The following is an 18,739-nucleotide window of genomic DNA, read 5'->3' as shown; positions in this document are numbered from 1 at the left end:
CCTCAAATTCGCCTGTGCCACTGAACGCGGCGGCAAACGTCGGCTGACCGGAAATCGTTACGTCCGACCCGTGGCGTGCCGCGTACGCCCTGCTCGGGAGGTCCGTGCCGGGCCGGGTGGAAACCCCTGCCCGCCGCGCCGTGCTCCACCGCCTTCCCCAAAACCCCTGACCCGCCCCCGCCCCGCTCGCTCGCGCGATCTTGCAGCTTCGGCCCTCGTTTCGCGCTGAATGGCCGGTATGCCCGGGCACAAAGCGCAAGATCGCCGGGCCGGGCTGGGGCGGCTCAGGGCGGGGGTGGGGTGGGCTAGCGGAAGGGGCGGTGGGTGGTGGCCGGGCGGGAGCCGACCGGGCGCGGGCGGCCCGGGCGGGAGCCGGCGGGGCGGGTGGCCGCCCAGCGGCGGCGCGGCCGGTGGTGGCGGGGCGGCGGCTCGGCCCCGCCCGGCTGACGCGCGGTGTCGTCGGTGGACATGTAACCCCCGCTCCCGGCGCGGACGCGCCGTCGCCGTGCTCAACGAGCACCGGCCCTCCGGCGTCGCGTCCGACGCGCTCGGCGGGCTGCCGGCCGACCGCGGTCGCCTGGCCTGGCGGAAGAAGAACCGGCCCTTCGGCGTCGCGTCCGTCGCGTCCGAGGCGCTCGGCGGGAACCGGCGTTCCGTGCGGCCGTCGAGGGGAGGCCGTCACATGCCCCGGCGGGGAAGCGGCAGGTGCCCGGGGAGGAGGTCGGAGGTGAGCGTGACGCCGGTGGCCCGCAGGGCGTCGATCAGGGCGTTCTGCACCAGGTAGCAGTCCGGCAACTGCCAGCGGGCCTGCTCGGGCGCGACCGCCCAGCGGACGGTGCCCTCGGGCAGCCGGGTCGGCGGGGCCGGGATCCACGAGCCGGGACCGTGCCGGACCACGTGGAAACAGTGGTCCAACTCGGGGCGGAGCGGATCACCGGGGCGGACCAGGAACATCCAGCGGCCGGTCGGGGTCACCAGCACCGGCCCGCGTACGCCGACGCCGGCCGGGTGGGTCTGCACCGCGTCCAGGACGTGCCGACCGAGGTGCGTGGGGACCTCCAGCACGTCGAACGCCCGCCCGGTGGGCAGCAGCACGCCGTGCGGCCGGGTACGCCACCAGGTTGCCACCCGGGCCGGGTCGGCGCTCGCCGCGTGCTCCCAGTTCTCGAGCGCCGGGTGGCAGCCGACCGTGGGACAACCGGCGCGCCCGCAGACGAAGCGGCTGCGGGCGAGGCAGGCGCCGGGGGTGACGTCCCAGCCGTGCGCCGCGTAGCGCACGGCCACGCGACGCAGCCGTACGCGCTCCAAGGGCGACAGTTGCACGACGCGCGGCCCGACGTTCCCCCACATGTGCCATCTCCCTTCGCCGGACCCGGTCGGCGTCCAGGTCGCATGTCGAGCACCGTCACTGCCGTAACCCGCGATCGTTGAGCTGACGAACGGCTCATGCAACTTGCACGAAAAATACGAGAACTGGCTGTACGGCTGACGTACATGCTGTGCGACCAGCGGAACTCTGAGGCGTACCGCGCCCGCAACCGCGATGGGTCGACCGGCCGCAGGCCGGGGTCTCAGCCAGGGGAGGGATGGGCAGATGGACGAGTTACCCATTGGGCGGCGGGTGGCCTACTGGCGGGGGCGGCGCAAGATGTCCCAGCAGGTCTTCGCGGACCGGCTGGGCAAGTCGAAGAGCTGGGTGGACAAGGTCGAGCGCGGGGTGCGCCGGCTGGACAAGTTCTCCGTCCTCTACGAGATCGCCGACATCCTCCAGGTCGACGTGCAACTGCTGCTCGGCAAGGACCCGGAGCGGCGTACGGACGCGTTGAACTGCATCGACCAGGTCGAGGTGCAGGAGATCCGGGCGGCCCTGGAGCGGTACGACTCGATGAGCGCGTACTTCGACGCCGCGCCGTACCCGCCCCCGCTGGACGACATGCGCAAGGCCGTCAACCACGCCTGGCTGACCTACCAGTACGGCCGCTACGGGATGCTCACCCGGGCGCTGCCGAAGCTGCTGCGCGACGCGCAGGCCGCCGACGCCGGCTACGGCGGCGACGAGGGGCGGGAGGCGGCCCACCTGCTCGGTCAGGTCTACCAGATCGCCTCGTCGGTGCTGCGGAAGCTGGGCGAGTGCGACCTGGCCTGGCTGGCCGCCGACCGCTCGATGGCGGTCGCCCAGCGCGCCGACGACCCGCTGCTGGCCGGCATCGCCACCACCCGGGTCTGCAACGCGCTGGTGGCGATGGGCCGGCCCCGCCCCGCCCTCGAACTCAACGTCACCATCGCCAACCGGCTCGCCCCCGGCGGCAGCAACGAGGCGTCCCCGGCCCGCCTCTCGGTCTACGGGATGCTGCTGCTCCAGGGCGCGATGGCTGCCGCCCGGATCGGCGACTCCGCCACGGTCGGCGACCTGATCAACGGCGCGCAGGAGGCGGCGACCCTGCTGGGCGGCGACCACAACCACTACTGGACCTCGTTCGGGCCGACCAACCTGGAGCTGCACCGGGCGGCCGCCGCGGTCGAGCTGGGCGACGGGGGCCGCGCGGTGGAGGTCCACCAGCAGCGGATCCAGGAGCCGACGTTCAACGCGCTGCTGCCCGAGCGCCGGGCCCACCACCTGCTCGACATCGCCCGGGGCTTCGCCCAGGTCGGCGACGTGTCCAACGCCGGCGAGATGCTGCTGCGCGGCGACCGCCTCGCCCCGTCGGAGATCCGCTGCCGGCCGATCGCCCACGAGGTGATGTCGGACATCCTGCGTCGCACACGTGGTGCGCCGCCTTCTCCGATTGCGGAGTTGGCTGAGCACATGGGAGTAGGGGTATGAGCGCGGAGCCGGCCTGATGACCGGCCCGCACCCGAGCAGCGAGCGCCGCGAGGTGCTCTACGTCATCGCCTGCGGTTCGCCGCTGGCCCGCCACGTCGGCCGGCTCGTGGAGCTGGCCCAGCAGGACGGCTGGGACGTCTGCGTGGTCACCACGCCGGACGGCGCGAAGTTCGTCGACCGGGCCGCGCTGGCCCGGCAGACGGGGCACCCGGTCCGCACCCACTACAAGAACCCGGGTGACCTCGACGTGCTGCCGCCGGCGGACGCGATGATCGTCTGCCCGGCGACGGTCAACACGGTCAACAAGTGGGCGGCCGGGATCACCGACACGCTGGCCCTCGGGCTGCTGGTCGAGGCGCAGGGACTGGGGGTGCCGCTGGTGGTGGTGCCGTACACCAACGCGGCGATGGCGGCCCACCCGGCCTTCCGGGCCGGCATCGCCCGGCTCGCGGAGTGGGGGGTGACAGTGCTCTTCGGCGACCACGTCGTCCCGCTGCACCCGCCCGGCACCGGCGAGCGCCACGTGCACGCCTTCCCGTGGGCAGCGGGCCTGGCCGCCGTCCGGGACCGGCTCTGCCCCGCCGCCTGACACGCAAGGAAGGGTCCCTTGCTGACGCCGTACGTCAGCAAGGGACCACCTGGCGCGCCCGGTGGCGGCGGGGACACGCCGTCGCGTCGGTGGGCGACGCCCCCGGCCACGGCCCGCGCCGGTAAGCTGGCCCGCCGTGAGCACCAACGCGGACCCGACGACCGTCTCCGACGTGGTCGCCGAGCTGGAGCGGCGCTACCCGCCGGCGTGGGCCGAGGAGTGGGACCGGGTCGGGCTGGTGCTCGGTGAGCCGTGCGCCCCGGTGCGCCGGGTCCTCTGCGTGGTCGACGTGGTGCCCGAGACGGTCGCCGAGGCGCTCGACGCCGGCGTCGACATGATCGTCGCCCACCACCCGCTGCTGCTGCGCGGCGTCTCCTCGGTGGCCCCGACGACCTACAAGGGTCGGATCGTCCACCGGCTGATCAAGGCCGACGTGGCGCTGTACGTCGCGCACACCAACGCCGACGTGGCCGACCCGGGGGTCTCCGACGCGCTGGCCGCCCGGTTCGGGCTGACCGGGCTGCGCCCGCTGCACCGGCCCGCGCCCGGCTCGCCGGCCCACGGCGCCGGCCGGGGGATCGGCCGGATCGGCGAGCTGCCGGAGCCGATGACCCTGGCGGAGCTGACCCGGCACGCCGCCACGGTGCTGCCCGCCACGGCCTGGGGAGTTCGCGCCGCCGGGGACCCCGGGCGTATGGTTCGAACCCTCGCGGTCAGCGGCGGCGCGGGGGACGGTTTCCTCGCCGACGCGACCGCCGCCGGGGTGGACGCGTTCCTCACCGCCGACCTGCGGCACCACCCGGCGGGCGAGCACCTCGCCGCCGACGGCCCGGCCCTGCTCGACGCCGCCCACTGGGCGACCGAACGACCGTGGCTGGACGACCTGGCCGCCATCCTGCGGGAGGCGACGGGCGTCGAGACGCTGGTGTCCGACCTGGACACCGACCCGTGGACCGTACACGCCGCCCCACCCGCGGTGGACGACAAGGAGCCCCGACCGTGAAGGCTGACCCGCAGGTCCAGCGCCGCCTGCTCGACCTCCAGGCGATCGACACCACCCTCGCCCAGCTCGCCCACCGCCGCCGCACGCTGCCGGAGCGGGCCGAGCTGGAGGCGCTGGCCCGGGAGCTGTCCGCGCTGGAGGACGAGCGGGTCCGCGCCCAGGTGGCGGTCGACGACCTGGACCGGGACATCGCCCGGCTGGAGAAGGACGTCGACCAGGTGCGCGCCCGCAAGTCCAAGAACGAGGACCGGCTGGCCGCCGGCACCGGCCCGGCCCGGGAGCTGGAGGCCCTCCAGCACGAGCTGGCCTCGCTCAACCGCCGCCAGGGCGACCTGGAGGACGCCGAGCTGGAGCTGATGGAGCAGCGGGAGACCGCCCAGGGCGTGCTGGACGGCGTCGAGAAGCGGCTCGCCGAGGCCCGGGAGAAGCGGGACGCCGCCGAGCGGCGCCGCGACGAGAGCCTGGCCGAGATCGCCAAGGAGGAGGAGTTCAAGCGCGGCGCCCGCCAGCCGCTCGCGGCCGACCTCCCGGCCGACCTGGTCCAGCTGTACGACAAGATCCGCGAGGACTCGGGGCTCGGCGCGGCGCTGCTCACCGCCGGCCGGTGCGGCGGCTGCCGGCTGGACCTCTCGGGTGCCGACCTGGCCCGGATCCGCAAGGCGGCGCCGGACGAGGTCGTCCGCTGCGAGGAGTGCCGGCGCATCATGGTCCGCACCAACGAGTCCGGCCTGTAGCCGGTGGCGCCGCGCGTGGTCGTCGTCGAGGCCGACGGCGGGTCCCGGGGCAACCCCGGCCCGGCCGGCTACGGCGCGGTGGTCCGCGACCCGGGCACCGGTGAGGTGCTGGCCGAGCGGAGCGAGTCGATCGGCGTCGCCACCAACAACGTCGCCGAGTACCGGGGGCTGATCGCCGGGCTGGAGGCGGCCGCCGAGCTGGGCGCCAGTGAGGTCGACGCCAGGATGGACTCGAAGCTGGTGGTCGAGCAGATGTGCGGCCGCTGGCAGATCAAGCACCCGGGGCTGCGCCCGCTCGCCGCGCAGGCCGCCGCCCTGGTGGACCGCTTCGCGGCGGTCCGGTTCAGCTGGATCCCCCGGGAGCGCAACCGGCACGCCGACGGCCTCGCCAACGCCGCCATGGACGCCGCCGCCGCGGGCCGTGCCCCCGCCCCGGCCGTCGTCGCGGCGCCGCGCGTCGTGGAGCCCCCGCGCGAGGTCGCCGGCCCCGATTCGGCCGCCCGGGCGAGGGCCCGCGAGGTGGCCGCCCGCGCCGCCTCGGCGGCGACCGCCGGCACCGACCCGGCGACCGCGCCCGCCTCCTGGGAGCCGCGGCCGAGCTTCACCGCCACCCGCCTGATCCTGGTGCGGCACGGCGAGACCCCGTACACCGAGCAGCGCCGCTATTCCGGCCGCGGCGACGTGCCGCTGTCCGAGCGGGGCCGGGCCCAGGCCCGGGCCACGGCCGCCCGGGTGGCCGAGCTGGCCCCGTCCGTCGCGGCCGTGGTCAGCTCGCCCCTGTCCCGCTGTACGCAGACCGCGGAGGCGATCGCCGGGGCGCTCGGCGGGGTGCCGGTCCGTCGCGAGGACGACCTCGTCGAGTGCGACTTCGGGGCCTGGGAGGGGCGTACCTTCGCCGAGGTCCGCGAGGAGTGGCCGGGGGAGATGGACGCCTGGCTCGCCTCCACGCGGGTGGCCCCGCCCGACGGGGAGTCGTTCAGCGACGTCGCCGAGCGCTGCCGTCGCGCGGTCGACGGGCTGTGCCGCGCGTACCCCGGGGAGACCGTCGTGGTGGTCTCGCACGTCTCGCCGATCAAGCTGGTGCTGCGCGACGCGCTCGCGGCCGGCGACGGGTTCCTGCACCGGCTCTTCCTGGACGCGGCCGGCATCTCGGTGCTGGACATGTGGCCCGACGGCGGCGTCGCCGTGCGCACGGTCAACGACACCGCGCATCTCACCGCGGCCTGAGCCCGGTCCGCCCCGCCCGGCCGGGCCCCGGCCGACAGCCCGGCGGACCGACAGCCCGCCGGGCCGCCGCCGCGACCGCAGCCGCCCCGACCGGCCGACCTTCGGCGGTGGCGGTAGCCGTTCGGCGCACGCCGCCGCCCGTTCGGCGCACCGGCGTCATCCGGTCGAACGTGACCGGGCTCACAGGGTCGTAGCCTCCGGCCGTCATCCTGCCGATCTCCGACCCACCCGGAGGTGTGTCACATGGCCGCACCCGAACCGGAGGCGCCCACGGCGGCGCCGACCAGGGCGAAGGACCACAGCCCCTGGAACTGGTTGCTCTTCATCCCGATCGTGGTCCCGCTGATCCCGGTGTTCTTCAACGGCGACTCGCCCCGGTTCCTCGGCTTCCCCCGCTTCTACTGGTTGCAGCTCGCCTACATCCTGCTTGGCGTGGCCACCACGACGTTGGTGTACCAGATGACGAAGAAGCGGGGTGGGCGCTGATGTGGCAGGACCACCTCACCGAGATCATCGTCTTCTCGCTGCTGTTCCTGCTGGTCAGCGGGATGGGGTTCGTGGCCGCCCGGTGGCGCGCCCCGAAGGACATGGCCCACCTCGACGAGTGGGGGCTGGGCGGGCGCAACTTCGGCGGCTGGATCACCTGGTTCCTGGTCGGCGGTGACCTCTACACGGCGTACACCTTCGTGGCGGTGCCGGCGCTGATGTTCGGGGCCGGCGCGGCCGGGTTCTTCGCCGTTCCGTACACCATCGTGATCTATCCGATGGTGTTCCTGGTGCTGTGCCGGCTCTGGTCCGTCTCGCACCGGCACGGCTTCGTCACCCCGGCGGACTTCGTCCGCAGCCGGTTCGACTCCCCGGTGCTGGCGCTGCTGGTGGCGATCACCGGCATCGTGGCCACGATGCCCTACATCGCGCTGCAACTGGTCGGCATCGAGGCGGTGCTCAAGACGATGGGGGTCACCGGCGAGAGCGCCCTGGCCCGGCACCTGCCGATCATCGTCGCGTTCGCGATCCTGGCCGCGTACACCTACCAGTCCGGGCTGCGTGCCCCCGCGCTGATCGCGTTCGTCAAGGACACGCTGATCTACATCGTGATCCTGGTGGCGGTCATCTGGCTGCCGTACAAGCTCGGCGGCTGGGGCGAGATCTTCGACGCCGCCGACGCGAAGTTCGACGCGTCGCCGAACCCGAACGACGGGGTGCTGCTGGGCGCCAACAACCAGCTCCAGTACGTCACACTGGCGTTCGGCTCGGCGCTGGCGCTGTTCCTCTACCCGCACAGCATCACCGGCGTGCTGGCCAGCCGGAACCGGGACGTCATCAAGCGGAACATGTCGGCGCTGCCCGCGTACAGCCTGCTGCTCGGGCTGATCGCGCTGCTCGGCTTCATGGCCATCGCGGCCGGGGTGAAGCCGCTGCCCGGGGCGAAGGAAGGGAGCGTGGACAGCAACACCGTGGTACCGGTCCTGTTCGACCAGCAGTTCCCCGACTGGTTCGCGGGCGTCGCGTACGCGGCCGTCGGGATCGGCGCGCTGGTGCCGGCGGCGATCATGTCGATCGCGGCGGCGAACCTGTTCACCCGCAACATCTACAAGGAGTACCTGAAGCGGGACGCCTCCCCGGCCCAGGAGGCGAACGTATCGAAGATCACCTCGCTGGTCGTGAAGGTCGGGGCGGTGGCCTGCATCGTCTTCCTCGACCCGCAGTTCTCCATCGACCTCCAGCTCATCGGCGGCGTGATCATCCTCCAGACGCTGCCGGCGGTGGCGCTGGGCCTCTACACCCGCTGGTTCCACCGGGGCGCGCTCATCGCCGGCTGGGTCGCCGGCATGGGGCTGGGCATGTGGATGCTCTACCAGATCCCCAACGCGGCCACCGGGCGCAAGCACTTCGGCGGCTCGGCGTTCCCGCTGGCCGACTTCGGCTTCGACACCCAGAAGACCATCTACGTCGGGATCGTGGCCGTGCTGGTCAACCTGGCGGTGGCGGCGCTGCTGACGGTGGTGCTGCGGGCGGCGAGGGTGCGCGACGGGGGCGACGCCACCACGCCGGACGACTACTTCGCCGACGAGGGCGACCCGCGGGTCGTGCCAGGTGGGGGCCGGGACGCCGACGCCGCCCCGGAACCGGTCGCCTGAGCGGCTCGCGCAGCCCGTTCGCCCCCGGGTCGTGACCGGCCCGGGGGCGACGCGCGTTCGGGTGTCGGCGCGCGGCGGGTGCCAAGGTGCCGACGCGGCGGGCGCCGCTCAGCGGCGGGGGCGGGACTCCAGGGACTGGTTGAGCCGGTGCAGCATCTCGGCCAGGGTCCGCCGGTCGTCGGGGTGCCAGTCGGCGAGGATGGTGCCGTAGAGCCGGGCTCGGGCGGCCCGGACGGCCGCCACGCGTTGCAGGCCGGTCGGGGTGGGGGAGACCACCGTGCCGCGCCCGTCGCTGGGGTCGGGCTCGCGCACGATCAGCCCGTCGCGCTGCATCGCCGAGACCTGCCGGGTGACGGTGGAGCCGTCGAGTTCGAGCCGGGTGGCGAGCGCGGAGACGTTCTGCGGGCCGGCGCGGTCCAGGTGGCGCAGGATGACGTACGCCGCGCGGTCGAGCAGCCGGTGCTCGGCGTTGCCGGTGCCCCGCCGGGTGGCCTCGCCGAGCCGCATCAGCAGCGCCACCTCGGTCTCGATCCGGCCGAGGACGTCGTCCTCGCTCTCCGTCGTCCGGTCGTCCGTCATGGCTGTATAGTACAGGAAAACTACCTGTACGATACAGCTATCTGGGAGGCGGAGTGGATCGGCGTTCCGAACCGAACCGCAGTGCCATCTACGCCACCGTGCTGGTGGCCTTCCTCGCCATCTCCGGCATCGCCGTCGTCGACCCGATCCTGCCCGCCATCGGCGAGGCCATCGGCGTCACCCACTGGCAGGTGGAGCTGCTCTTCACCGCGTACATCGCGGTGATGGCCCTCGGCATGATCCCCGCCACGCTGGCCAGCGGCCGGTTCGGCTTCAAGCCCGTCCTCGTCGCCGGGGTCTCGATCGTCGGCGTCGCCGCGATCCTCGCGTCGTTCAGCGGCGACATCGTGCAGCTCTCCGTGCTGCGCGGCTTCTGGGGGCTGGGCAACGCGATGTTCTTCGCCACGGCCATGGTGGTGCTGGTCAGCCTCGCCGTCGACCGGGAGTGGGTGGTCGGGCTCTTCGAGACCGCGCTCGGCCTCGGCTTCGCCGTCGGCCCGCTGCTCGGCGGCCTGCTCGGCGGGATCAGCTGGCGGCTGCCGTTCTTCGTCTGCGGCGTCTTCATGGTCCTCGCGCTGGCCGTCGCCGCCCGCCGGCTGCGCGAGCCGGCAGACCGGCAGCCGCCCGTACGGGTGGGCCAGATCTTCGCCACCTACCGGCGGCCGGCGTTCGTCGCGCTCTGCGTCGTCACCGCCGCCTACAACTTCGTCTTCTTCGTCGTCCTCGGCTACACACCGCTGTTCCTGCACCTGGACGTCATCCCGCTCGGGCTCGCCTTCACCGGCTGGGGCATCGGCCTGGCCGTCGGCATCCTGCTGCTCGGCCACCGGCTCGCGCACCGGATCGGCGCCGTGCAGACCGTCGGCGTCGCGATCGCCGGCCTGCTGGTCTGCATGGTCCTGTTCGCCACGTCGGCCAGCACCACGCAGTCGCTGGTGGTGCTCGTCGTCTCCGGCCTGTTCATGGGGCTGGCCAACGCCAACCTCACCGACCTGGCGCTCGGCCTGGGCGGCGGCGACCGGCGGCTCGCCACCGGCGCGTTCAACCTGGTCCGCTGGGGCGCCGCCGCGCCCGCGCCGATCCTCTCCGGCAAGCTCGCCGAGCACTCCCTCGCCCTGCCGTTCTGGGTCGGCTCCGCGGTGCTCGCCGCCGGCGCGCTGGTGTATCTCGGCCGCGCGCACACGATGGCCGCCGGCCACGGCGAGCGGGTGCTCTGGTCCCGCTGGAACCGGGCCGCCGCCGACGCCGAGCGCGCGCCGGAGGAGCTGGTCGGCGAGGCGTACTGAACCGGCGTCCCTGCCCCGCACTGGCCCCGGGCGCCCCCGGAAGGTCTCGTCGCTCCCCGGGCGCGCCGGGTCAGCGCAGGGCGCGCGAGAGCAGGTAGAGGCCGATCGCCGAGCCGAAGACCACGATCAGGGTCTTGAGCACCACCGGCGGCAGCCGGCGGACGATCCGGGCGCCGGCGTACCCGCCGACCAGCGTCGCCGGGGCGACCAACGCGACCGCCGCCCAGTTCACCGGGCCGAACAGCGCGAACACCACGAGCGTGGTCAACCCGACCGCGGCGGAGAGCAGGTTCTTGATCGCGCTGACCCGGGCCAGCGTCGCGTCCAGCACCAGGGCCAGGCCGGCGACCAGCATCACCCCGAGCGCCGCGCCGAAGTAGCCGCCGTACACCGCGCCGACCGCGACCATGGCCTGCACGCTGACCGTACGGCGGCGCGGCGACAGGTCGCGCGGATGCCCGACCAGCCGGCGCAGCGGGTCCTGGAAGGCGAGCACCGCCGTCGCCCCGAGCACCAGGAAGGGTACGACCAGTTCGAACGCCCTGGCCGGGGTCGCCAGCAGCAGCAGCGCGCCGGCGACCGTGCCGACGATCGTGGTGGGCAGCAGCGTGGCCAGCGCCCGCCCGCGCGGCAGGTCCTGCCGGCTGCCCGCCACGCTCGCCACGTACCCGGGGAAGACGGCCACCGAGTTGCTCACGTTCGCCGGCACCGGCGGCAGGCCCACGGCGATCATCGCCGGGAACGTGATGAGCGAGCCCCCGCCGGCCACCGCGTTGACCGTGCCCGCGGCGAGACCGGCGGTGAGCAGCAGCGCGACGTCGGAGAGGTCCATGGTCCCCAGAGGCTAGTACGCCGACCGCCCGGCCGCCGGTCGCTGTGTCCCGGGGTGGTGGACGCCTGTTCCCGGAAGGGGCGGCAATAGACGCGGGGCGCGCGTCGTTAGGATGAGTGCGCGACGGACGAGTCGACCGGGCGGTCGCGTCGGCGGGCTCCGGCCCGCCGCCGAGGAACGTCCGGACTCCACAGGGCAGGGTGGTTGCTAACGGCAACCCGGGGTGACCCGCGGGACAGTGCCACAGAAAACAGACCGCCGACCCCATCGGGGACGGTAAGGGTGAAACGGTGGGGTAAGAGCCCACCAGCACCCCGGGTGACCGGGGTGGCTCGGTAAACCCCACCCGGAGCAAGGCCAAGAAAGGGTTGTCATCGCAGGATGACGGCCCGCGCAGACGCTTGAGGGCTGCCCGCCCGATGTCTGCGGGTAGGCCGCTGGAGCCTGCCGGCGACGGTAGGCCGAGATGGATGGCCGCCGCCGGCGCGTGCCTTCGGGCGCGTGCCGGTCACAGAATCCGGCGTACAGGTCGACTCGTCCGTCGCCCACCAGGTCAGCCGCAAACACATCGCGGCTGACCTGCTGTTTCTTCGGGCGCTCCCGGTCGTCGTTGGTCATTCCTGGTCGACGTTGACGGCCCGGTGACGGCCCGGTGACGGCCCACAGCCAGCATGGCAGCCGGTAGGCGGTTGTGACTCTATTGACCACACCAGCCTCGTTGCTGGCCCGTTCTAGAGTCCGGCGATGGACCGCCGACGGCCAAGCCGAGCCTTCCTGCGGATGTTCTCGATTTTCGGTCTCGTCTTTGCGATTGCGCTTACGGTGCTCGGCACATTGTCAGTCGCAGACGAACGTCGGGGGTCAGAGGCAGTGGCTGACGTGCTTGACGTCGAGCATCGCGGGGCGAGAACATTCCTGACAGTCCAGTTCACCACAAACCGTGGCGAGGTGTGTGAATCAAGCCTGCGCGTTACGGTCGACGCGAACCGGGCTGTGAGTGCCGGTAAGCGCATCCGTGTCCACTACGCCAAGAGCGACCCTTGCCTGAGAGTGCGCGAGGCTGGCGATCAATCCGGGTGGTTCATGGTCCTCATCGCGGTGGTGCTTCTGATCACTTTCGCCCTCCTGACCTATGTTGTGTGGCGCCGGCCCCGACCTCCGCTCCCACTCCGATACGCGGGCCTGCCGTGACGAGTCGGACGAGGTCGGTTTGACCCGGACCCATCGCCAGACGTTGAAGCGGAACATAAAGCCGCTGCCGCGCCATCAGCGGGAACGGGCCGCAGCACCTGCTCACACGGCATCTCTGGCTGCCATCGTTGGTGACCCGTCGACGACGTTTGACGGGGTCTTGTGTGCCAGATGCGCTCCGATCCTCGGGGTTGGCGCTGGGCTCAGCCCGGTGCTACCGCACTTGCTGCGACGTTGGTAACGAAGCTTGCACATACCAGAGCGATAGAACCGAGGGCGATGCCGATCATCCCCATAGAGATCACCCCTCCCACGAAGGTCAGGACGACTGCCAGGACCAGATACGGCAGCACCAGGCGGGCGTTACACCCGGCTCAACCCAGCGCCATCCGCGAGGACGCCAGAATCTACCAGCGGCAAGCACGACAAGGAGCTGCCGGTCACCGGCGACGACTCCGCCGTGGCCCTCTCCCTGGGTGGCGGCCTGCTGGCCGCCGGCGGTCTCCTGATCGGGGCCAGCCGGATCCGCCGTAAGGCGGGCGTCCAGGTCTGATCGGTACGGCAGGCACTCCGGGCACCGCATCCGGTGCCCGGAGTTTCCTGTTGTCACGACGACCGGGCGGAGGGCGGTCGGCAGACCCGCCTGCCGGCCCTCGCGGCTGCCCACCTCCCGGCGGCGTCCATCCCGACCGCACCGGGCACAGCATGTCGGGTCGGGCGCCCTCCCGCGCGCCTAGCGTTGCTGCTGGGAACAGGGAAGGAGAACCGGGTGCTGGAACGGCTCAACCAGGCCATGGAGCACATCGAGCGGCACCTCGACCAGCCGATCGAGGTGGCCGAGCTGGCGCGGATCGCGGTGACGTCGGAGTACCACTTCCGGCGGATCTTCTCCGCGCTGGCGGGCGTCGGCCTGTCCGAGTACATCCGCCGCCGGCGGCTCACGGTCGCGGGCGCGGAGGTGCTGGCGGGGGAACGGACGCTGCTCGACATCGCCGTCCGTCACGGCTACAGCTCCACCGAGGCGTTCGCCCGGGCGTTCCAGGCCGTGCACGGCGTGGGGCCCGGCGAGGCCAGGCGTACGGGGGCGGCGTTGCGCTCCCAGCCCCGGATGTCCTTCCGACTCGTTGTCGAAGGGAGCAGCAGCATGCGATACCGGATCGTACGCAAGGAGGAGTTCCGGCTGGTGGGCCGCAAGGCGCGGGTACCGCTCGTGCACGAGGGGATGAACCCGGCGATCGTCGCCTTCGTCAGGGGCATCGACCCGGAGACGGTACGCCGGATCGAGGCACTGTCCGACCAGGAGCCGCAGGGCATCGTCAACGTCAGCGACAACGTGGCCGACGGCCGCGCGGAGGGCACCGAGCTGGACTACTGGCACGGTGTGGTGACGGGCGCCGACGCGCCGGAGGACCTGGACGCGGTCACGGTGCCGGCGGGCACCTGGGCGGTCTTCGAGACCTCCGGGGCGTTCCCGCAGGCGGTGCAGTACCTGTGGCGGGACGTGTTCACCCAGTGGTTCCCGTCCAACCCGTACCGCAGCCGGCCGGGGCCGGAGATCTCCCGTACCCGGCTCTCGGCGGACGGCGCCGAGGCGGAGGCCGAGCTGTGGATCCCGGTGGAGCCGGTCAGCCGCTGATCTCGGCCAGGACGCGGCGCTGGAAGGCCCGTGCCTCCGGCCCGCTCGGCGGCGGCCCGCCCGCCCGCGCGGCGATCGACCGCGCGACCAGGTCGGCGGGCCCGCCGTCGCGGGCGGTCGGGTCCGCCGGCCAGCCGTCGGCGATCAGCCGGCGGCCGGCGTCGGCCTTCGACAGCCAGACGCCGTGGCGGATTTTCACCAGGGACCGGCAGGCGCCGAGGACCGCGTCCTCGGCCCCGGGGGCGGGACCGTCGCCCGGCGGGGTCGGCAGGGCCAGCCACCAGCGCAGCGCGTCGGTCAGCAGGCGGCACAGGTCGGCGGGGGAGAGGTCGGCGAAGGTCTCGGCGGCCGGCGGCCCGAGCAGGGCGTGCCCGCACTGGTGCAGGATGCTGCGGTCCAGGCCGTACCAGAACAGGCCGTCCCCGGCCGGCCGGTCGGCGGCGGCCCAGGTGGCCCGGAACGCCATCCGCGCGCCGGTGTTCAGCTCGACCTCGAACCCGGGCTCCGGCGTGCCGGAGGCGGCGACCGCCCGGCGGTAGACGACCAGTTCCAGCCCGCGCGCGGGGCACGGCAGGGCCTCGTGCCGTAGCCGCGCCACCAGTTCGTGCCTGCGCGCCAGGTCGAGGGCGTCCGCGCAGACCAGCGCCACGTCGACGTCGCTGCGCCCCGGCTGGTACGCGCCCAGCCCCACCGAGCCGGCCGCGTACGCCCCGACGAGTTCGTCGCCGAGGACGTCGCGGGCGGCGGCGACCAGGTCGGTGAGGTAGCGGCGCACGGCCGGGTCGAGGTCAGTCATCGGACTCGGTCCACACCGTGCCGGCGGGCAGGAACCAGGCGGCCTGCTCGGCGCCGAGGGCGGACGCGAGGACCAGCCGGGCGTGCCGGTCCAGTTCGGGCAGCCGGTGCGGCGGGAACCACTCCACGGACACCAACTCGTCGTCGTTGACCCCGGCGGTACCCGTCAGCAGCCGGCACTCGAAGCCGAGGTTCAGGTATTCGCAGCGGTCGCCGTTGGGATAGGTGTGCGGGTGGGTGAGGACGCTGCTCAGCCGCACCGGCTCCACGTGCAGGCCGGTCTCCTCCCGCACCTCGCGGACCACCGCCGTGGCCGGCTGCTCGCCGGGCTCGACGACGCCACTGACCACCGACCAGCGCCTGTCGTCGGCGCGCTTGCCGAGCAGCAGCTCGCCGGCGTCGTTGCGGACCACCGCGCTCACGCTCGGCAGCCAGAGCAGGCTGTGGCCGACGTGCTCCCGGATCCTCAGGATGTACTCCGATGCGCCCACCCGGCGACCCTAACCCGCACTCCGGCCGGCGGCCCGCCCCGCGTCACCCCGCCCAGCTGATCTCCCGGGCGACCCGGGCGTACTCCTTCGCCAGCTCGGCGTCGATGCGCGCCATCCGCTCCTCGGTGAGCACCACCGCCGCCTCGTGCGCGGGCCGGCTCTCCAGCATCCGCCGCCGCAGCCCGGCGGGCGGGTGCGAGGAGAAGAGCGACACCTCGTCGCGGACGGAGAGCTGGCGCAGCAGCGGCAGCCGGTCCTCTGCCGCCGCGCGGGCCTCGGCCGCCGCCGTCCGCCACCGGTCCGCGCCGTGCCCGGCCCGCGATTCCCGGCGTACGGCGAGCGCCGTCGACTCCGTCGCGAGCATCACGTCCAGCAGGCCGACCGCGCCCGCCGTTCCGGCGGCCCGGGCCGACATCTCGTCGGCCAGGTACTCGGCGCGCTGGCTGTCCCGCAGGGCGAGGCTGACCAGGACCAGGTGCGCGCCGAACAGCAGCCGGGACAGCACCCAGCCGAACGCCTTGCCCAGCGCCTCGCCGACCATCTCCACCAGACCGCCGGAGGACACGGTGTCCACCGGGCGGACCAGGTCCGCCGCCGAGCCGAGCATGGTGAAGGCGGGCTGGGTGAGCAACATCCGGCGGGGGTCGCCGTTGACGAAGTGACCCAGCTCGTGGCCGAGCAGCGCCACCCGCTCCTGGGGGCCGAGCACGCCGAAGTACGGCAGCCCCAGGCAGAGCACCCGCCGCCTGCGCACCCCGACCAGACCCGCGTACGCGTTCAGGTCGCCGTCCACCCCGACGACGTCCGGGACGGGCGCGCCCACCGCCGCCGCCACCTCGTCGACGAGGGCGTGCAGCTCCGGTGCCCGCTCCCGGGTGAGCACCTCCAGGTCCGGGTCGAGCCGGCCGAACCGGGGCCGCAGCGCGACGGCCAGGCCGAGCAGCGCCCCGCCGAGCAGGACGGACAGGCTCGGGAAGGAAAACGCCACGAGCAGCCAGACCCCGGTTACCGCGAGCGCGGCCACCGCGCCGATCAGCACCAGCGACGCCGCCGCGGTCAGCAGCGCGGCGGCACCCCGCCCGTTCGCGCCGAGCGGGCGCCCGACCAGGCGGGCGTACTGGCTGCGGGTCATCCGGAACGCGAGCCGGTAGGTCCACCGGTCCAGCCACGCCCAGCCGAACTCGCGGTCCCGCCGCCGGCCGTCGTACGCGTCGAGGTTCCACTCGCAGCCGGCGCACCAGGGGGCGGCCCCGGCCAGCGACACCGTGGCGGCACCGCATCCGGGGCACGTCCGCGTGCCGGACGTCGTGTCGGTCACGACGCCCGATCCTGCCGACGGTCGCCGTCCACCGGAACCGGCTGTTCAGCCGATGCCCGTCCCGGGTGCCGTCGGGCGGCGGCGGTGGATTGCGCCTGCGGCGGGCGGGCGGGTCAGTCCGGGCAGGACAGCCGTTCGAGGGCGGCCGGGCCGGCCTCGGCGTGCACGACCTGCGCGAAGCAGGCCGACGCGTCGGCCTGCTGCCAGCCGAAGACGGACGCCGCCGTCTTGGTCACCCGGACCCGGAACACCAGCCGGACCGCCGGGGCGGACGCCGGCCCGTCGCTGCGCACCGTCAGCACCTCGACCCCGGCCACCGAGCCGGCCGCCTGCCGCAGCGTCGACTCCCCCGCCCCGGGGTCGGCGAGCAGCCGCGCGCGGGCGAGCTGCGCGGTCGCGGTCACCTCCCGCTCCGCCCGCTGCTCCAGCCGCTGCTGCGACCGGTCCCGCAGCAGCGGCAGCCCGGCGACCACACCGATCGTCGCCAGCACGGCCGCCAGCACCGCGACGGCCAGCCCGCGCCGCAGCCACACCGATGTTCCTCCCCCGCGTCGCACGGGGGGATTGTGCGACAGCGGCGCGCCCGCGGCTGCCCCGTCGGGGCCCCGTCGGCTGGCCCCGGAGGGCCGGGACGCCCTGTTTTCGCAGTTCCCGCCCCCGCGGCCGGAACCACGTCTACTGTGGAGAAGGCCGGCGACTTGTGGTGTTCCGGTGGCGGGCGGGTGGTTCGCGGTGCACAGTGATCCCATGAGCGACAGCGGAAGCGGTGCGCACTACTACTGGTGCACCCGACACCACCGGGTCGAGACCGATGCCGACGTGTGCCCCGCCAAGCACGTTCTCGGGCCGTACGCCTCCGCCGCCGACGCGGAGAACGCCCTGCAGTTGGTGCGGGAGCGCAACGAAGCGTGGGACGCCGAGGACGCCCGCTGGGCCGGGGAGGACAGATAGGCGGCGCGGGACGGCCCGCGTCGAGGTACCCCGTGCTCCGCGAGGGCGAGAGCACGTCCCCAAGGAGGGAACCGAGATGGCCGAAGCACAGCAGGCCACCACCCGCCCGGCCGCCAGACGTACGCCCGCCAGGAAGACCGCCGCGGCGGAGCGTTCCGCGGGCGCGACCCGGACCGCGCGGCCGACCACCGCGGCGAAGAAGGCGCCGGCCAGCAAGGCCGCCGGCGGCGCCGGGCGGGCCCCCGCGAAGAAGACCACCGCAGCGAAGAAGACGACGCCCACCGCGGCGAAGAAGGCCCCCGCGAAGAAGGCGGCGACCAAGGCCGCCACCGCGGCGAAGAAGACCACGGCCGCCGCGAAGAAGACCACGGCTGTCGCGGCGAAGAAGGCGCCCACCGCGGCGAAGCGGACGACGACGGCGGCGGCGAAGCGGACGACGGCCGCGGCGAAGAAGGCCCCCGCGAGGAAGGCGGTGACGAAGGCCGCCACCGCGGCGAAGAAGACCACCGCGCCGGCGAAGAAGGCTCCCGCCAGGACGGGCGCCGCCGCCCGCAAGGTCACCTCGGTGGCGAAGAAGACCGCCACGACGGCGGCGAAGAAGACCGCCACGGCGGCGAAGGCCCCGGCCAGGAAGGCCCCCACCACGAAGACGACGGCGGCCCGCAAGACGGCCGCGACCCGGCCCACCGGCGGCGCCCGCAAGGCGGCGGCGAAGAAGGCCCCGGCGAAGAAGGCGACCGCGACGTCGTCGGCCACCACCCGCAAGGCGGCCGTGAAGAAGGTCCCGGCGAAGAGGACCACCGCCGCCAAGGCGCCGGCCAAGACGGTCACGGTCACCGCGCGCAAGGCGCCGGCCAAGACGGTCACCGCGCGCAAGGCGCCGGCCCGGGCCACCGCCGCCCGCGTCACCGCTGCCCGGGCCACCGCGCCCCGCGCCGGGAGGGCGGGCGCGCGCGAGGCGACCGGCTGACCCCGGCGTCGCGGCTCCCGGCGCGTGCCGGGAAGCGGATCATCCGCCACACTGTCAGGATTGACCCCGTGGTGATCCGACGCGTACTCGCTCTGGAGCACCCGGACCGCTGGGGCGGACTGCTGGACCTGCCCGCCGAGCTGGACCCCCGGGACCGGGCCCGGCTCGTGGC

Annotated in this window: 21 protein-coding genes and 1 other RNA gene; 14 read left to right on the top strand and 8 right to left on the bottom strand. The window is 73.9% G+C overall.

Annotation, left to right across the window (positions count from 1 at the left end; translation table 11 throughout):
- Positions 1–305: 305 nt before the first annotated feature.
- Positions 306–470, bottom strand: coding sequence for a hypothetical protein (locus tag AB0L34_RS11605; RefSeq protein ID WP_363704066.1), 165 nt, complete (start codon positions 468–470; stop codon positions 306–308).
- Between the two features lie 208 nt (positions 471–678).
- A complete protein-coding gene (locus AB0L34_RS11600) occupies positions 679–1,350 on the bottom strand; it encodes a bifunctional DNA primase/polymerase (protein WP_363704064.1) in 672 nt (223 codons plus the stop codon).
- Positions 1,351–1,594: 244 nt separating this feature from the next.
- Between AB0L34_RS11600 and AB0L34_RS11595 the strand changes: the two genes are divergently transcribed.
- From AB0L34_RS11595 to mctP, 7 genes are all read left to right on the top strand, one after another.
- A complete protein-coding gene (locus AB0L34_RS11595; RefSeq protein ID WP_357450995.1) occupies positions 1,595–2,824 on the top strand; it encodes a helix-turn-helix domain-containing protein in 1,230 nt (409 codons plus the stop codon).
- A gap of 16 nt (positions 2,825–2,840) precedes the next feature.
- Complete coding sequence (locus AB0L34_RS11590; protein WP_363704062.1) at positions 2,841–3,413, top strand: flavoprotein; 573 nt, start codon at positions 2,841–2,843, stop codon at positions 3,411–3,413.
- 172 nt (positions 3,414–3,585) lie between these two features.
- Positions 3,586–4,416, top strand: a complete 831-nt coding sequence (locus AB0L34_RS11585) for a Nif3-like dinuclear metal center hexameric protein (RefSeq protein WP_363704120.1) — start codon at positions 3,586–3,588, stop codon at positions 4,414–4,416.
- Positions 4,413–5,150 carry a C4-type zinc ribbon domain-containing protein gene (locus AB0L34_RS11580; RefSeq protein ID WP_363704060.1) on the top strand — a complete coding sequence of 246 codons (738 nt, stop codon included), beginning with the start codon at positions 4,413–4,415 and terminating at the stop codon, positions 5,148–5,150. Before AB0L34_RS11585 ends, AB0L34_RS11580 begins: the two co-directional genes overlap by 4 nt.
- Positions 5,151–5,153: 3 nt before the next feature.
- Complete coding sequence (locus tag AB0L34_RS11575; protein ID WP_363704058.1) at positions 5,154–6,377, top strand: bifunctional RNase H/acid phosphatase; 1,224 nt, start codon at positions 5,154–5,156, stop codon at positions 6,375–6,377.
- A 243-nt stretch (positions 6,378–6,620) separates the two neighbouring features.
- Positions 6,621–6,863, top strand: coding sequence for a DUF3311 domain-containing protein (locus AB0L34_RS11570; RefSeq protein ID WP_357451007.1), 243 nt, complete (start codon positions 6,621–6,623; stop codon positions 6,861–6,863).
- Positions 6,863–8,518: a monocarboxylate uptake permease MctP gene (gene mctP / locus AB0L34_RS11565; protein ID WP_363704056.1), complete on the top strand. Its 1,656-nt coding sequence runs from the start codon at positions 6,863–6,865 to the stop codon at positions 8,516–8,518. Before AB0L34_RS11570 ends, mctP begins: the two co-directional genes overlap by 1 nt.
- Positions 8,519–8,626: 108 nt before the next feature.
- Here mctP and AB0L34_RS11560 read toward each other — a convergent pair whose 3' ends face one another.
- Positions 8,627–9,097 (bottom strand): MarR family transcriptional regulator, encoded by a 471-nt coding sequence (locus tag AB0L34_RS11560; protein WP_363704054.1) that lies wholly within the window; start codon positions 9,095–9,097, stop codon positions 8,627–8,629.
- 53 nt (positions 9,098–9,150) lie between these two features.
- Between AB0L34_RS11560 and AB0L34_RS11555 the strand changes: the two genes are divergently transcribed.
- Positions 9,151–10,383 (top strand): MFS transporter, encoded by a 1,233-nt coding sequence (locus AB0L34_RS11555; RefSeq protein ID WP_363704052.1) that lies wholly within the window; start codon positions 9,151–9,153, stop codon positions 10,381–10,383.
- Positions 10,384–10,453: 70 nt separating this feature from the next.
- Here the strand turns inward: AB0L34_RS11555 and AB0L34_RS11550 are convergent, their stop codons facing one another.
- Complete coding sequence (locus AB0L34_RS11550; protein WP_363704050.1) at positions 10,454–11,215, bottom strand: sulfite exporter TauE/SafE family protein; 762 nt, start codon at positions 11,213–11,215, stop codon at positions 10,454–10,456.
- Positions 11,216–11,343: 128 nt separating this feature from the next.
- Here AB0L34_RS11550 and rnpB point away from each other — a divergent pair.
- The 4 genes from rnpB to AB0L34_RS11530 all read left to right on the top strand — a co-directional run bounded on the left by rnpB (position 11,344) and on the right by AB0L34_RS11530 (position 14,042).
- Positions 11,344–11,756: RNase P RNA component class A (gene rnpB / locus AB0L34_RS11545), an RNA gene on the top strand.
- A gap of 203 nt (positions 11,757–11,959) precedes the next feature.
- The gene (locus AB0L34_RS11540; RefSeq protein WP_363704048.1) at positions 11,960–12,406 is read left to right on the top strand and encodes a DUF3592 domain-containing protein; all 447 of its coding nucleotides are present in this window, start codon (positions 11,960–11,962) and stop codon (positions 12,404–12,406) included.
- Positions 12,407–12,734: 328 nt separating this feature from the next.
- On the top strand, positions 12,735–12,959 hold the full coding sequence (locus tag AB0L34_RS11535) for an LPXTG cell wall anchor domain-containing protein (RefSeq protein WP_363704118.1): 225 nt from the start codon (positions 12,735–12,737) through the stop codon (positions 12,957–12,959).
- A gap of 216 nt (positions 12,960–13,175) precedes the next feature.
- Entirely contained in the window at positions 13,176–14,042 is an 867-nt protein-coding gene (locus AB0L34_RS11530) for an AraC family transcriptional regulator (RefSeq protein WP_363704046.1), read from the top strand.
- Here the strand turns inward: AB0L34_RS11530 and AB0L34_RS11525 are convergent.
- From AB0L34_RS11525 to AB0L34_RS11510, 4 genes are all read right to left on the bottom strand, one after another.
- Positions 14,032–14,838: a nucleotidyltransferase domain-containing protein gene (locus tag AB0L34_RS11525; protein WP_363704044.1), complete on the bottom strand. Its 807-nt coding sequence runs from the start codon at positions 14,836–14,838 to the stop codon at positions 14,032–14,034. The genes AB0L34_RS11530 and AB0L34_RS11525 overlap by 11 nt on opposite strands.
- Positions 14,831–15,328 carry an NUDIX domain-containing protein gene (locus AB0L34_RS11520; RefSeq protein WP_363704042.1) on the bottom strand — a complete coding sequence of 166 codons (498 nt, stop codon included), beginning with the start codon at positions 15,326–15,328 and terminating at the stop codon, positions 14,831–14,833. The genes AB0L34_RS11525 and AB0L34_RS11520 overlap by 8 nt, the downstream gene beginning before the upstream one ends.
- Positions 15,329–15,371: 43 nt before the next feature.
- Entirely contained in the window at positions 15,372–16,646 is a 1,275-nt protein-coding gene (locus AB0L34_RS11515) for a M48 family metallopeptidase (RefSeq protein WP_363704040.1), read from the bottom strand.
- A 113-nt stretch (positions 16,647–16,759) separates the two neighbouring features.
- Positions 16,760–17,203 (bottom strand): hypothetical protein, encoded by a 444-nt coding sequence (locus AB0L34_RS11510; protein WP_357451036.1) that lies wholly within the window; start codon positions 17,201–17,203, stop codon positions 16,760–16,762.
- 190 nt (positions 17,204–17,393) lie between these two features.
- On the opposite strand from AB0L34_RS11510, the gene AB0L34_RS11505 reads away from it, so the two are divergent.
- Positions 17,394–17,597 (top strand): hypothetical protein, encoded by a 204-nt coding sequence (locus tag AB0L34_RS11505; RefSeq protein WP_350707829.1) that lies wholly within the window; start codon positions 17,394–17,396, stop codon positions 17,595–17,597.
- 76 nt (positions 17,598–17,673) lie between these two features.
- Entirely contained in the window at positions 17,674–18,567 is an 894-nt protein-coding gene (locus AB0L34_RS11500) for a histone (protein ID WP_363704038.1), read from the top strand.
- The last annotated feature ends 172 nt before the right edge of the window (positions 18,568–18,739 follow it).

The organism is Micromonospora sp. NPDC052213 (assembly GCF_040679695.1).
Taxonomy (GTDB): domain Bacteria; phylum Actinomycetota; class Actinomycetes; order Mycobacteriales; family Micromonosporaceae; genus Micromonospora.
This window is presented reverse-complemented; position numbering and strand designations above follow the sequence as displayed.